The following is a 12,100-nucleotide window of genomic DNA, read 5'->3' on the forward strand; positions in this document are numbered from 1 at the left end:
GGGTTACTTCCAGTCGGTGAGGCCGTAACGCTTGAGAATGCGCGCCAGCTCACCGGAACGCCGCAGGCGCTGTACGCCCTGACTGAGCATTTTTGCGTAGTCGGCCGCTTTCGGGTCGACAGGAGAAAAGGCGATGAAGAGGTTGTCCATCGCCTGTGGTGCCGTCACGGCACCCGCCTTGCGGTAATCCTCAAACCCTAGCTGTCCTGCCGTATAACGGAAGACGTCATCGTCTTCCAATATCACATCGACCCGCCCCATTCGCATCAGCGTTTGCAGGCGGGCGACGGCGTGCGTGCCGGTAATCGCAAGCACGCGTTCCGAGCCCTTCCAGCGCGTGATATAGGGCTGGACGTGCGGACCGTAATCGTAGCCGTCTACCACCCCCAGACGGATATCGTCCAACGATGGCGCCTTGGCAAACTGCCAATGACTGGACGCCAGGGTGTAAAAACTGTTGTGCATGCGCCCCACGGATTCCCGGGGAAAGACGGGAGCCACCTTAAGATCGGCGATGTTGGCCGGTGTCGCCGCAATCAGTCCCTGAAGGGTGCCCTTCTCCAGCATGCGTTTGGCACGCTGCCAGGGAATATTCCGGTAAACGACCTTAATCCCCAACGGTTCAAAGACAGCCCTCGCCACCTCGACCACATAACCCGGATGCGACGAACCGGGCGTACAGTTATAGGGGCACCAGAGATCGGCACCGATGACGAGCGTCTTCGACTGTGCAACCGCAGGCAGCGTGCCCAAAAGCACCAGCAGCAGCATTCTGCAAAAGCGGTTGAAGCCCGACAAACCGGAAAGCATCTATTTCCATCCCACGAGGTGTCGACGCACCGGGGTTATCAGGACCCGCAGCGTCGTCGATGGCAAAATGCCAGCGCGCCAAGCAGTTTCAGCCAATTTGCCTCGTGAACCAACCGGCAAACGTCAACGTTTGTCAGATGCCGGTAGGGGATTTCCGAAACCCTCGATAGTGATTATTCAGGTCGCTGTCGCGGTCAGCCAGACACACTGGTAGGGCTGCAGCTCGGTTTTGCCATCTTCTCCGTGCCAGACCCTTCCACCCAGGCAATCCCGTGCGGTCTCGCCCAACCCCAGTGCCGGCCAGTCCAGGGATGCCGGCCTGGCTTGCAGGTTATGCACCGCAACCAGACGCCGCCGACCGTTCAGGGCCACCCGCTCCACGGCGAAAAGATCCGGCCCCAGATCGAGGATCCTCTGCGGGGCGTCAGGATGAAAAGCCGGTTCCTTGCGGCGGACGGCAAGAAGCCTGCGCAGCTCATCGAAAACCTGACGCTGCGGCGAGAACGGTGCCTCCAGCACCGGCCCCAGCTCACAGAGCTGCCACTTACGCCGGTTGATGGCACGGGTCCGGCCGCTGCGCTCAACCCCCTCAATGTCGTTGGGCGTGGCCAGCAGGGAATGAATATAGACGGCAGGGATGCCACGCAGCGCCAGCATGATCAGCTGCGCGCAGAGGAAACGACGGATCTGCCAGCCATCCTCGCCCTGCAGGGTGCCCTTGCAGGCATCGAAGAAGGCAATATTGATCTCGTAAGGCGATTCAGTCCCGTCGCCGTTGGTCTTCATGCTGACGTAACCGCCGAAACGATGCATGGCGTCGAGCAGGCGATCCAGCGCTTCCGGTGCGACAAGCCCCTCGATCGGCCGAACCCCGATGCCGTCGTGAGACGCCATAAAGTTGAGGAGCGTACACCCCGGCGGTGGCGCATCCAGCGATGAAGCCCAGGCATTCAAGGCACTACCGTCGCCACTGACAAGCGCAAAGAGCACCAGCGGTGGCAACGCGAACTGATAGACCATGTGCGCCTCGTCACCATCGCCGAAATAGCTCAGGTTTTCCCGGTGAGGGACATTGGTCTCGGTCAGCAAAATGGCGCCCGGCCGCACGGCCTCCATCACCAATCGCAGGATCTTCACCACGGCATGGGTTTGCGGCAGGTGAATACAGGGCGTTCCCAATTGCTTCCAGAGGAAGGCGATGGCATCGAGACGGATAATGTCGGCACCCTGCTGCAGGTAGAGCAACAGGATATCGATGAATTCCAGCAGCACGTCGGGGTTGGCGAAATTCAGGTCGATCTGGTCGTCGCTGAAGGTCGCCCAAAGGTATTTCACACCGCGCCGGGTCTGCACCGGCACCAATAGCGGATGGCTACGCGGACGCACCACCTGGCTGAGATCAAGAGACGGACTCATCTCGATAAAGTAGTCCCGCCCGGGCCCCTGCCCCGTAAGGTAATCGGTAAACCAAAGACTTTCCCGGGAGACATGATTGATCACGAGATCCGCCATCAGGCGGTAGTCGCGAGCCAGCCCCCGGATATCGTCCCAACTCCCCAGAGCACCATCGACCGCGCTGTAGTCCACCACCGAAAAACCGTCATCGGAGCTGAAGGGAAAAAACGGCAGGACGTGGACGCCGCTGACCGATTCCGACAAATGGTCGTTAAGGAAGTTACGTAATGTCTGTAACGGCGGACGGTCGGGCTCCTGAACGCTGTCACCGTAGGTGATCAGCAAGACATCGTCCTCGCTCCAGCGCGCGGGCACGGCATCCTCTTCATTCGCCATGAACTGGGCGATCCTGGCCAGGATACGATCGCTGATATCCGGCGCCCGATCGGCGTAGAGTGCGAACAACAGCGCCTGTAGACGACTCGGCAGGGAATTCATGGATGCCTCCGATACGGGCAAACGTTATCGGCTGGCGACGGCTACTCGGCCGGCGTCTCCCACTGTTGCAGAAGCCGTCGGTAGTCGCGGGCCTTCGTCTGCATCTGACGTTTTTCCAGCTCACCGATGAGTAGGCGGCAGCCCTCCTCGGTGAGCACCCTATTGTCACTGTGCCGTAGCCGTTCGAATGCCTTTTCGGCATCCCGCAGGTTCCCCTCGCGGAGACACGCGAACAACACGCGATTGTGGTCTTCCGCCGACAGCGGGAAATGCATCTCGCCGAGCTTCAGGTATTCCTGCCAGATCCTGAGCAACAGGTCCGGCTGCCCCCGGCGCAAGGCCAGCTCCATCAATTCCCGGGCACGCTCCCGATAGGCCGGCAGATCCGGGCGCAGCTTTGTCAGCTGGTACAGGTGTTCGAGCAATACCTGGCGATCCGGATGACGCCGCCAGAGCGCCTCGAACTGCAACTGCGCCGTCTCGAAGGCCATATGCCCCAATTCGGACATCGCTATGGCGTACTGCTTGCGAAAAGCGGCCTCCTGTTCGTCCTCTCCGGGATCGAAGAAACTGTCCCGCACCTGCAACCAACTACGTCCGAACAGCCAGACGAGCCCGGCCCCGGCCGCCAGACCGCCGGCATGAGCCATATAGGCGATACCCCGGGTACCGCCGACGGTGTAATCGAACACTTCCTTCGCAATCCAGACCGGCAGCATGACCAGCGCCGGCGCCGTGAAATAATCGAAATAGACGCCGAGGAAATAGAAGAAGCGGATACGCTGCGCACCAAAAATGGCCACGTACATGCCCATCAGCCCCGAAATAGCGCCGGAAGCGCCCACCAGTGGCTGATCGCTGCCCCATTCGACCAATGCAAAAACCAGTCCTGACAGGACGCCGCAGGTCAAGTAGGCGACCAGGAAACGACCCGCTCCCAGCGCCCGTTCGACGGTAAAACCGAGCAGAAACAAGAACACCATGTTGCCAATGATGTGTTCCCAACCGCCATGCAGGAACTGGTAGGCGAACAGGTCCGCCAGGTCGATATGGGCAGGAATCAGGCCAAAGGCCCGGTAGCTGAGGCGATCCATATATTGTCGCTGGATGGTTGTGCGCGCTTCCAGCCAACGTCGATAGCGGTCGGGCGACCAATAGAGATGACCATTTTCGCCAACGTAGTCGTAAAAGCCGCGGTCCTCCAGCAGGCGCACCGCCAAAGCGATCCGGCGGTGATCGTGAATGGCCTTCTCCACGGCCTCCAGGTCCTGGCTACGATCGACACCCTGTAATCGGATATCGCGCTGCAGGTAATCGGTATACAGTGGTTGCTCCAACGGCAACAGACCATCGTCCAGGTAGGTTTTCACCGCCGCGCCAAGCTTGGACGAATCCTCCCCCTGATAGAGGGTAAAAACCAGGACATTAACCAGGATGAGCGCCAACGTGACCCAGGGAGGGCGCCTCCAGTCGATCTCGCGTTCCGCGGGAATAATCAGCATTGTCCAGAGCCAGCCGTCGTCGTGTCGGACGAGACACGACCCGCCAGATACACCTCCAGCCAGTCGGTCTGCCACGATTCGTCATTTTTTATCGTGATACATCCGCATTTTTAGCATAGCGCCGCCAGATTGGCGCGCTGAAATAGCCCTGTACGCAGACATCGATTCACACGGAGGAGGCAATGTCACAGAAACGTTACAGGGACACCGTTCAATGCCTGTCACGCCCATGCCATCGAAACCGGGCAGCGGCAGGCGAAAGCGATCAACCCGATCAACACCCGATTTCGCCCAGTTCACATGAGGACAATGCCATGACTACCCTGGTGCTCGACAATCCGGATTTGTTGGCCCGCGCCGCACGCATCGACAGCAGCCTGTTGCACCAGCGGCCCCCTGCCACCGTGACCGCGCCGGTTCAGACACTTTTTTACTATGCCTGCAACGCCCATCGCCTCACCGACCTGGATGCCGCCGTTCTGGAGCAACACGGTAACTATCTCGCGGCGCATCCCGATCAGAAACTGCGCATCCACGGACACGCCGATGCTGAGGGCAAGGCGGAATATAACGAATTCCTCGCACGCCTGAGGGCTACCACCGCAGCCCGCCTGATACACCGCGCCGGCGCCCGGGAAGCCCAGGTCGACTGTGTCGGCTGGGGCTCGACTGTACCGCTGAAATCCCTGTCGGACTATGCCTATAACCGGCGCATCGAGCTGCAGTACCTTACTGCCCCGTAACGCTCGCCCGGTGCGTTGGGAACGGGTGTTGCCGGAGGATGGGATCCGGTGACACCCGCAACCGGAAAACGACCGATGCAGACGGCTCAGGAGGCCACGACGAACAGTCCGGCGATACACGCCATACCGAAGAACCAGACCAGGGAGCGCAGCGCTGCCCAATCGGCGATATAGCAGATACCGAAGAGCACGCGGCTAATGACGAAGGCCAGGGCCAGATGATCGATGCTGGGCTGGGGTGCTCCCGCCAGATGGGAAATGATGACGGCGGCGCTGAACGCTGGCGTCACTTCGAAGGAATTCAGCTGCGCATAGTGGGCCCGCTTACGGGCGCCCTGTAACTGCTCGAGAAAACGGCGCGGATCGTGATTGGTCCGCAGGCCGAACCCTCGCCCCGTGAATTTCGCCGAAAATGTAAAGGCGTATGGCAGCAATAAGGCAAAAAGCACACACCAATAGGCAGTCGTCATGGTGATCTCCTGAGTTGATTTCGGTGCGTAAACTGTCACGCACCGCACAGCAAACCATTGGCCGCATGGCCTCTGGTCAACGGCAATGCGGCACGATACCCTGAAAACGGATCATGAAGAAGGAAAGGTATCCGCGTGAACGGACTGCACCGAGCATGGCCGATGTTGCTGGCAATATTGGTATTGGCTGGATGTCAGGCCTCTTCCAGCCTGGTGCCCAGCGGACAGTCGCCCTATGGCACCTGGGCGGGCCTGCTACCCTGCGCCGACTGCCCAGGTATCCGTATGCAGTTGCAGCTTTGGAAACAGCCAAGCGTTTACCGACTGACCCAAACCTACCAAAGTGCCACCACCTCGCCGCGAACCTTCGTCGGCGAAGGCCACTGGCGACGGGTGCCGCGCCACAACGAGGACAGTCTGGGCATGATCGTCCTGCAGCCAAAAGCAAAGGACGGAGGAATACCCCGGCCCGAGCAATTCTTCAGCCAGTTGCCGGACGGCAGCCTGCTCAAACTGGACGCCCAGGGGCGCTCCATCAAATCAACACTGAGCTATCGCTTGCGTCGTATTCGCGTCCCTGGCCCCTGATATGCCAGGGGTCAGGGACACCGAAGGGTTCAGAACCGCCCTGACACCATGGCGACGTTCCAGATATTGAGCACCACCAGCGCCAACAGGACAAACCAGGTGCCAACCATGCCCAGGAGCCGCCCCACGTGCGCCCCGCCCTGACTGCGGATAAAGCCCCAGGCATGCAACAGGCGACTGGCAACGAACACCAGTCCCAACACATAGATCCAAAAGGCATTGACGCCGTTGAGCTCGGCAATTCCCAGTAACAACAGGGTTATCGGCGCATTTTCCACCAGATTGGCATGGGCCCTGATGGCGGTATTGAACTCCCGGTCGCCGTGATCACCCAGGCCGACCTTGAAACGGCGCCGGAAGACGGTGACACGATAGGCGAGGAAAAGCATGAGAAGAGCCGTTATGCTGGCGAAAAACGCAGTTACCGGGATCACCATTCACACAATCTCCTTGATGAGCAAAAGAGGCAGAAGAATAACAAGAAATCCCGGCGTGAGGAGGGACGGAGTTAACGGCGACGCGTCATTCCCACGATCCAGAGCAAGATCAGGGCACCGGCGGTTGCCGTGACCAGGCTGCCGACCAGGCCATGGGAGCTCAATCCCAGCAACCGGAAGACGAAGCCTCCCAACAGCGCACCGACAATACCGACCCCCATATTGCCGAAAAATCCGAAGCCGTCGCCCTTCATGATGACGCCGGCCAACCAGCCCGCAACAGCACCGATGATCAGAAAAAGTATCAGTCCCAAGGTGTTCTCCCTCTTCAGGTGGCCATCCTATACCGTTTACGGGGAACATCCCCGCAAGCTGTCAGTCTGCCAGCCGCCATTGCAGAGATGAATACGCGATACCGACTAGCACGGGGACAAAAGGGTACCCCATGGCCTATGCTGGGATCATTCCCGGAATGTTTCAGGGCCACCCGGACTGTCTCGCGTTGATGAGGAGCCTAATGCTGAACCTGCCACAACTGTTCTGGCTGTTTCTGATGGCGCTGGCGGGGTGCTATTGGTGGAGCGCCCATGGCATCAAGGAACAGGCATTCCGCGCCGTTAAGGACTACTGCCGCCGGGTCGATGTCGTCATGCTCGACGACAGTCTGGTGTTGCGCGGATTCTGGTTCAAGCGCGATGCCCGCGGCAGCCTTCGCGTCTGGCGCTCCTTCCTGTTCGAGTTCACCTCGACCGGCGACGAACGTTACCGGGGACGCGTGATCATGCTGGGCCATGCCGTCGACTGGATCGAACTCGAACCGCACCGGATGGAACCCGCCGACCCCGCGCCCGACCAGGATTAGCTCGCGTTCAACAGACCGTAGAGCTGATCCTTGAGGAACAGACGCTCCTTTTTCTTGTCTTCCAGCATCCTGTCTGACACCGGCAGCTCGATATTTTCGAGACGACAGATTTCCCGATCCAACGTCCGGTAACGCTGGTAAAGGCCCGCGAAATGGGCATCCGATGTCTTGCGTAAGGCAATCGCGTCCTTGTGTTCGGGAAATTCATGCTCAAGGTCATGGGGTTCGACGTTCATAACTTCACCTCTCCTCCGTGAAACCGACGCAACGCCCCCATCCTAGCAACCCGATGGGCCGGAGGGCCATTAAGCTTCGTCAAGGTGACGCGTCTTTTTTCTCCAGGCTGATCGATTGATTTTCCGTCGGCGCAGTGTCAGCCGCCAACAACGACGCGGCGTCACTGAAATCGAACCCGACTTCCTCGTTCAACGTTTCGGGATCATATCGAATACCACAGCCCGCCTTGACGGTCTTTGCCGCAGGCGCCGTGCCCGGCGCCTGCCTGTCGTCACTGCCAGCGTCGCTCATGAGGAAATCTCCGCTCGTTTGGTTACGGGTTATCCGCCACCTCCGCCTGATGCAGGATCAGACTGGCCAGATGCCGATAATCGCCGTCAAAATGATGGCCACCCTCTGTTTTCACCATTCTGACATTTTTCATGTCCTGCAACCTGGGACACAGGGTATCCGTTTCATCCGCACCATAGACACACAGGATCGACAGGTCATCCAGTTTGTGGACTTCCGGGCCGATGGGTTGATCGGTGCCATGGGCCGCGTCCATCAGCCAATCGCTGACATGGAACTCGAACGAGGTTTTCAGGCTGGGCCCCAACAGCCCGACCAGGGTCACCCGTTTGCGCAAGGCCGGCGACAGGCGGCTGACCATGAAGGGCAAAACGTCCGCACCACGCGAATAACCGATCAACATGACCCTGGATCGATGCCAGGCATTGAGATAGTGCCGTATGATCTTGTCCAGATCATCCGCCATACCGGCCGGTTTTCGCGGTGACCAGAAATACTGGAGGGAGTTGAAACCCACCACTGGCAGGCCGCTGGCAGCCAGCTGCCGGCCGATGTCCTTGTCGATACTCACCCAGCCACCGTCCCCGGACAGGATCACGGCGAACGTATCTCCCTTCGGATGGGTCGCCGGCACCTCGATCACGGGCAGGTCGCCCAGAGCCACCGGCAGAACCTGTTTCGTCCCCGCCGCCTGTTGCTCGACGATTTTTCGGTACGCCGCAAGATACTGCGGCATCCAGTGCCGATTGACGGAGAACCCGTGCCCGACATGGGGCAGATTGACGATTTCCCCGTTTTTCACCTGGGCGACGAAGTCGTTGGCCGCCTTCGGACTGACATCCAGATCGATATCCCCCTGCAGCGCAATCCAGGGCACCGCCAGGGCACCGGGCCGCAGCAGGTATTCCTTGCCGTCCTTCGAGCGCACATTGTGCAATCCTGCGCCGCGACAAAGGGGGCGCCGCACTGCCAGGTCGTCGGAAAAGCCCAGGCTGATGCCGCCGATAAAGGTCCCCGGCGGCGCTTCCGCCAGGGCGCCGTAGACCAGGGTCGCACCGGATGAATAGCCGACCAGCAGCGGCGCATGGTAATGCGGCAGACGGAAGGATTTCTCAACGAACTGGGCAACAGCCTCCAAATCACCGGCAGGATAGTGACAGGAGACGTGCCTTTTATTCAGGGAACCGAGATAATGCGGCGTACTGAATCCGATAACCATGGCGCCCTGATCCCTCAAGGCACGGGCCATGTCCAGTACCCCAAGATTCCACCCTCCGTCACCCGACGCGAACAGGACGACCTGTTGGGGATCGCCGGCAGGCCGATAGATGTGCAGGGTACCAAGGGCCCCAAACGTCAGTGTCGTGGAATCGTCCCGTGCTTCGGCCCTTTCAGGGTTTACGATCATCAGGGTGATCGGTAATAACAACAGTAACAACAGCGTCGACAAACGCCTCATGCGAATGCTCCAAACATTAAGAAGACAGGACTATCAGGCTCTCGCTAGTAAATCCGGACAAGGACGGGCGCAGGGCATGGCAGGGAACCAGACCCGTCGGGCACCATCGTACCCGCAATTATAGAAAGACACGACAGGCCACGATGAGTTCCAATCACAACGCCCTGCCCGAAGAGGCCAAGACGGCCCCTGAAGGTCTCAACAGAACCGTCCTCTGGATGCGCCGCCTGGTTCCTATCGTCCTGCTGGCCGTTGTCGGCTGGCTGCTCGCTCGCGAGATCGGCGGGCTCGATATTCACCAATTGCGCAGTCAGCTGCGCGACCTGGATATTGCGCAATTGGTCGGACTCTGCGGGCTGGGGATAAGCGCCGTTTCCGCCATGTATCTGTACGACTGGACCGTCGCAAGATGGCTGAATATCCATATCCCCTGGCAACGCCTCCTGCGCTATTCCTGGATTGCGAATACGTTCAATAACCTGGCGGGGATGTCCGGCCTGACCGGTTCCGGCATCCGCTACCTGCTGCTGACCCGTGAAGGCATCGGCGGGGCCAAGGCCGCCAGCTACTCGGGCACGATGGTGCTGTCGGTTCCCCTGGGATTGTCCACCCTGATCGCCCTGACACTGCCGCTGGCCCCGTCGCTGATCCACCAGATGCCGGCCGCCAGCGGTATCGTCTACGCCGTTGTTGCGCTGTTTGCACTCTATCTGCCGGTGTTCTTCCTGCTGACCGGATCCGGCAGGTTGCACCAGCGCTTTCTGCGCGCCCTGCCACCGCTGAGCCTGCGCTATCGGCTGGGGCTGGTCGGTATTTCGGTACTGGACTGGCTGTTTGCAGCTATCACCCTGTGGCTCTGCCTGCGGGTCTCCGGCGTTCAGATACCTCTGCCCCTGTTTGTCGCGGGCTTCGTGCTCTCGGCCGCCCTCGGTATTGCCAGCCTCCTGCCGGGCGGCCTGGGCGTGTTCGACGGCGCCCTGCTGCTAACGCTCTCCAGCAGCGCCAACCATGCTGACACCCTGGCCGGCATTCTCCTGTTCCGGCTCTTCTACTACTTGATCCCCTGGCTGATCGCCGTCTATCTGGGCGCGGAACTGCTGACCGTCCGCAGCCCGACACTCCGAAACCGGCTGGCGAGCCGTCTGCAACGCTATCCCCTGCTGGGCATCCTGCAGTTGCCCGTCAGCTGGCTGGCATCCTTCGGCGTCCGCGTGCTGGCCTGGATGACCTTTGCCGCCGGTCTGGTCCTGTTACTGTCCTCGGCCTCCCCCTCCATCGCCGAGCGAACGGCCCTGCTGCACGATTATCTGCCCGTACCAGCCATAGAAGGGTCTCATTTCGTCAGCGTCGCCATTGGTGTCCTGCTGGTCGGCTTGGCGCGCGGCATTGCCGGACAGGTGCGTTCCGCCTACCGGCTGACCCAGGTTCTGCTCCTCTCGGGCGCGGTCTTCAGCCTGATCAAGGGCATCGACTATGAGGAAGCCCTGTTCCTGCTGATGGTCGCCGTGCTGCTGAGGGGCCGGCAACGCTTCTTTTACCGCGAAACTTACGCTCTGTTCAGCCGTCGCAACGTCAACTGGTTCATCGGTTTCATCCTGGCCCTGGCGCTTTTCATGGCGGTGGGCGACCTGCTGACCACCGACTCACACCTGATGCACCTCCTTGCCCACTGGGGCTACGGCGTCATGCACCCGACCCGCTTCCTGCAAAGCGTACTGGTGATGGCGATTACCGTGCTTGGCTTTCTCGGCTGGAGCTGGTTCCGCATGCCGGGCCCTCCGCTGCACAAACCCAAGGCCGAGGAGCTCGAACAGACCCGGCGTTTCTTCGAGCGCAACGGCAGCAATAACTTTTCCCACCTGGCCTTTATGGGCGATAAGCATCTTTTCTACGGTGCGGAGGAGAAAGTCCTGATCCAGTTCGGCGCTATCCGAAATGTCTTCGTGGCGCTGGGAGATCCGGTCGGACCGGATGCGCTGATCGATCAGGCGATCCGGGAGTTTCGCGAATTTGCCGATCGCCATGACCGGGTGCCGGTGTTTTACGAAGTGGACGAGGACCGGTTGCACCACTACCACGACTGCGGCTTCCGGCTGTTCAAGCTGGGAGAGGAGGCCCTGGTGCCACTGACCGATTTCACGCTCAGCGGCAAACGCAAAGGCGACCTGCGTGCCGCGGTGAACCGGGCGGAACGGGAGGGCCTGACTTTCGATATCCTGGAACACCCCTTGCCCGAATCCCTCTGGCAGCAGCTGCAGCAGATATCGGATGCCTGGCTGCAGGAACGGCAGGGGGCCGAAAAAGGCTTCTCCCTGGGCGCCTTCACGCGCGACTATCTGGAAGCGTCGCCCATCGCAGTGGTCCGTCGCCAGGACGACATCATCGCGTTCGCCAACCTGATGCCGGGCTATGGACAGAAATATGAATTCAGCGTCGACCTGATGCGCCACGTTCCGGACGCCCCCGGCGGTACCATGGATTTTCTGTTCGTTCGTCTGATGGAGTATGGGCGGGACCAGGGCTATACCTATTTCAATCTGGGCATGGCACCCCTTGCCGGTGTCGGCGACACCCCCTACGCCTTCCGTAGCGAGCGCCTGGCCAGCCTGGCTTACAAGTACGGCAACCGCCTCTACAACTACAAGGGCCTGCGACGCTACAAGGACAAGTTCAGCCCGGAGTGGCGCGGTGCCTATCTGGCCTACCCCCATGGCCGCAACGTCCAGACCCTGCTGCTGGATATCGCGGCACTGGTTGCCGGAGGCTATATGCGAGTCCTGCTGAAGAAGTGATCGTAGCCCGGGAACG

Annotated in this window: 13 protein-coding genes; 4 read left to right on the forward strand and 9 right to left on the reverse strand. The window is 60.3% G+C overall.

Annotation, left to right across the window (positions count from 1 at the left end):
• Positions 1-3: 3 nt before the first annotated feature.
• From CLR77_RS03905 to CLR77_RS03915, 3 genes are all read right to left on the reverse strand, one after another.
• Positions 4-810 (reverse strand): substrate-binding periplasmic protein, encoded by an 807-nt coding sequence (locus CLR77_RS03905; protein WP_097459253.1) that lies wholly within the window; start codon positions 808-810, stop codon positions 4-6.
• A 177-nt stretch (positions 811-987) separates the two neighbouring features.
• Positions 988-2,703: a sugar phosphorylase gene (locus CLR77_RS03910; protein ID WP_097459254.1), complete on the reverse strand. Its 1,716-nt coding sequence runs from the start codon at positions 2,701-2,703 to the stop codon at positions 988-990.
• A gap of 41 nt (positions 2,704-2,744) precedes the next feature.
• Positions 2,745-4,205 carry a rhomboid family intramembrane serine protease gene (locus CLR77_RS03915; RefSeq protein WP_097459255.1) on the reverse strand — a complete coding sequence of 487 codons (1,461 nt, stop codon included), beginning with the start codon at positions 4,203-4,205 and terminating at the stop codon, positions 2,745-2,747.
• A gap of 314 nt (positions 4,206-4,519) precedes the next feature.
• On the opposite strand from CLR77_RS03915, the gene CLR77_RS03920 reads away from it, so the two are divergent.
• Positions 4,520-4,948 carry an OmpA family protein gene (locus CLR77_RS03920; protein WP_097459256.1) on the forward strand — a complete coding sequence of 143 codons (429 nt, stop codon included), beginning with the start codon at positions 4,520-4,522 and terminating at the stop codon, positions 4,946-4,948.
• Between the two features lie 86 nt (positions 4,949-5,034).
• Here the strand turns inward: CLR77_RS03920 and CLR77_RS03925 are convergent, their stop codons facing one another.
• Positions 5,035-5,418, reverse strand: coding sequence for an MAPEG family protein (locus CLR77_RS03925; RefSeq protein ID WP_097459257.1), 384 nt, complete (start codon positions 5,416-5,418; stop codon positions 5,035-5,037).
• 135 nt (positions 5,419-5,553) lie between these two features.
• Between CLR77_RS03925 and CLR77_RS03930 the strand changes: the two genes are divergently transcribed.
• Positions 5,554-6,006: a copper resistance protein NlpE N-terminal domain-containing protein gene (locus CLR77_RS03930; protein ID WP_097459258.1), complete on the forward strand. Its 453-nt coding sequence runs from the start codon at positions 5,554-5,556 to the stop codon at positions 6,004-6,006.
• A gap of 29 nt (positions 6,007-6,035) precedes the next feature.
• Here CLR77_RS03930 and CLR77_RS03935 read toward each other — a convergent pair whose 3' ends face one another.
• Together CLR77_RS03935 and CLR77_RS03940 are read right to left on the reverse strand one after the other, a co-directional pair.
• Entirely contained in the window at positions 6,036-6,443 is a 408-nt protein-coding gene (locus CLR77_RS03935) for an MAPEG family protein (protein WP_097459259.1), read from the reverse strand.
• Positions 6,444-6,514: 71 nt separating this feature from the next.
• Positions 6,515-6,757, reverse strand: a complete 243-nt coding sequence (locus CLR77_RS03940; protein WP_097459260.1) for a GlsB/YeaQ/YmgE family stress response membrane protein — start codon at positions 6,755-6,757, stop codon at positions 6,515-6,517.
• A gap of 203 nt (positions 6,758-6,960) precedes the next feature.
• Here CLR77_RS03940 and CLR77_RS03945 point away from each other — a divergent pair, with 203 nt between their 5' ends.
• Positions 6,961-7,305, forward strand: coding sequence for a DUF3301 domain-containing protein (locus CLR77_RS03945; protein WP_227519792.1), 345 nt, complete (start codon positions 6,961-6,963; stop codon positions 7,303-7,305).
• Here CLR77_RS03945 and CLR77_RS03950 read toward each other — a convergent pair.
• The 3 genes from CLR77_RS03950 to CLR77_RS03960 form a co-directional block, all read right to left on the reverse strand.
• Positions 7,302-7,541 (reverse strand): YdcH family protein, encoded by a 240-nt coding sequence (locus tag CLR77_RS03950; RefSeq protein ID WP_097459261.1) that lies wholly within the window; start codon positions 7,539-7,541, stop codon positions 7,302-7,304. The genes CLR77_RS03945 and CLR77_RS03950 overlap by 4 nt on opposite strands.
• A gap of 79 nt (positions 7,542-7,620) precedes the next feature.
• The gene (locus CLR77_RS03955) at positions 7,621-7,833 is read right to left on the reverse strand and encodes a hypothetical protein (protein WP_097459262.1); all 213 of its coding nucleotides are present in this window, start codon (positions 7,831-7,833) and stop codon (positions 7,621-7,623) included.
• A gap of 22 nt (positions 7,834-7,855) precedes the next feature.
• Entirely contained in the window at positions 7,856-9,292 is a 1,437-nt protein-coding gene (locus CLR77_RS03960) for an AcvB/VirJ family lysyl-phosphatidylglycerol hydrolase (RefSeq protein ID WP_097459263.1), read from the reverse strand.
• Positions 9,293-9,435: 143 nt separating this feature from the next.
• Between CLR77_RS03960 and mprF the strand changes: the two genes are divergently transcribed.
• A complete protein-coding gene (gene mprF, locus CLR77_RS03965; protein WP_097459264.1) occupies positions 9,436-12,084 on the forward strand; it encodes a bifunctional lysylphosphatidylglycerol flippase/synthetase MprF in 2,649 nt (882 codons plus the stop codon).
• Positions 12,085-12,100: the final 16 nt, after the last annotated feature.

Origin of the sequence: Mangrovitalea sediminis, assembly GCF_002514725.1 — a bacterium.
In the GTDB taxonomy this organism is placed as follows: Bacteria; Pseudomonadota; Gammaproteobacteria; order Pseudomonadales; family Oleiphilaceae; genus Mangrovitalea; species Mangrovitalea sediminis.

Coding starts and splice junctions, on each gene's coding strand:
- CLR77_RS03905 (WP_097459253.1), bottom strand. CDS start 810: ATGCTTTCCGGTTTGTCGGGCTTCAACCGCTTTTGCAGAATGCTGCTG.
- CLR77_RS03925 (WP_097459257.1), bottom strand. CDS start 5,418: ATGACGACTGCCTATTGGTGTGTGCTTTTTGCCTTATTGCTGCCATAC.
- CLR77_RS03945 (WP_227519792.1), top strand. CDS start 6,961: ATGCTGAACCTGCCACAACTGTTCTGGCTGTTTCTGATGGCGCTGGCG.
- CLR77_RS03960 (WP_097459263.1), bottom strand. CDS start 9,292: ATGAGGCGTTTGTCGACGCTGTTGTTACTGTTGTTATTACCGATCACC.
- CLR77_RS03910 (WP_097459254.1), bottom strand. CDS start 2,703: ATGAATTCCCTGCCGAGTCGTCTACAGGCGCTGTTGTTCGCACTCTAC.
- CLR77_RS03935 (WP_097459259.1), bottom strand. CDS start 6,443: ATGGTGATCCCGGTAACTGCGTTTTTCGCCAGCATAACGGCTCTTCTC.
- CLR77_RS03955 (WP_097459262.1), bottom strand. CDS start 7,833: ATGAGCGACGCTGGCAGTGACGACAGGCAGGCGCCGGGCACGGCGCCT.
- CLR77_RS03915 (WP_097459255.1), bottom strand. CDS start 4,205: ATGCTGATTATTCCCGCGGAACGCGAGATCGACTGGAGGCGCCCTCCC.
- mprF (WP_097459264.1), top strand. CDS start 9,436: ATGAGTTCCAATCACAACGCCCTGCCCGAAGAGGCCAAGACGGCCCCT.
- CLR77_RS03920 (WP_097459256.1), top strand. CDS start 4,520: ATGACTACCCTGGTGCTCGACAATCCGGATTTGTTGGCCCGCGCCGCA.
- CLR77_RS03950 (WP_097459261.1), bottom strand. CDS start 7,541: ATGAACGTCGAACCCCATGACCTTGAGCATGAATTTCCCGAACACAAG.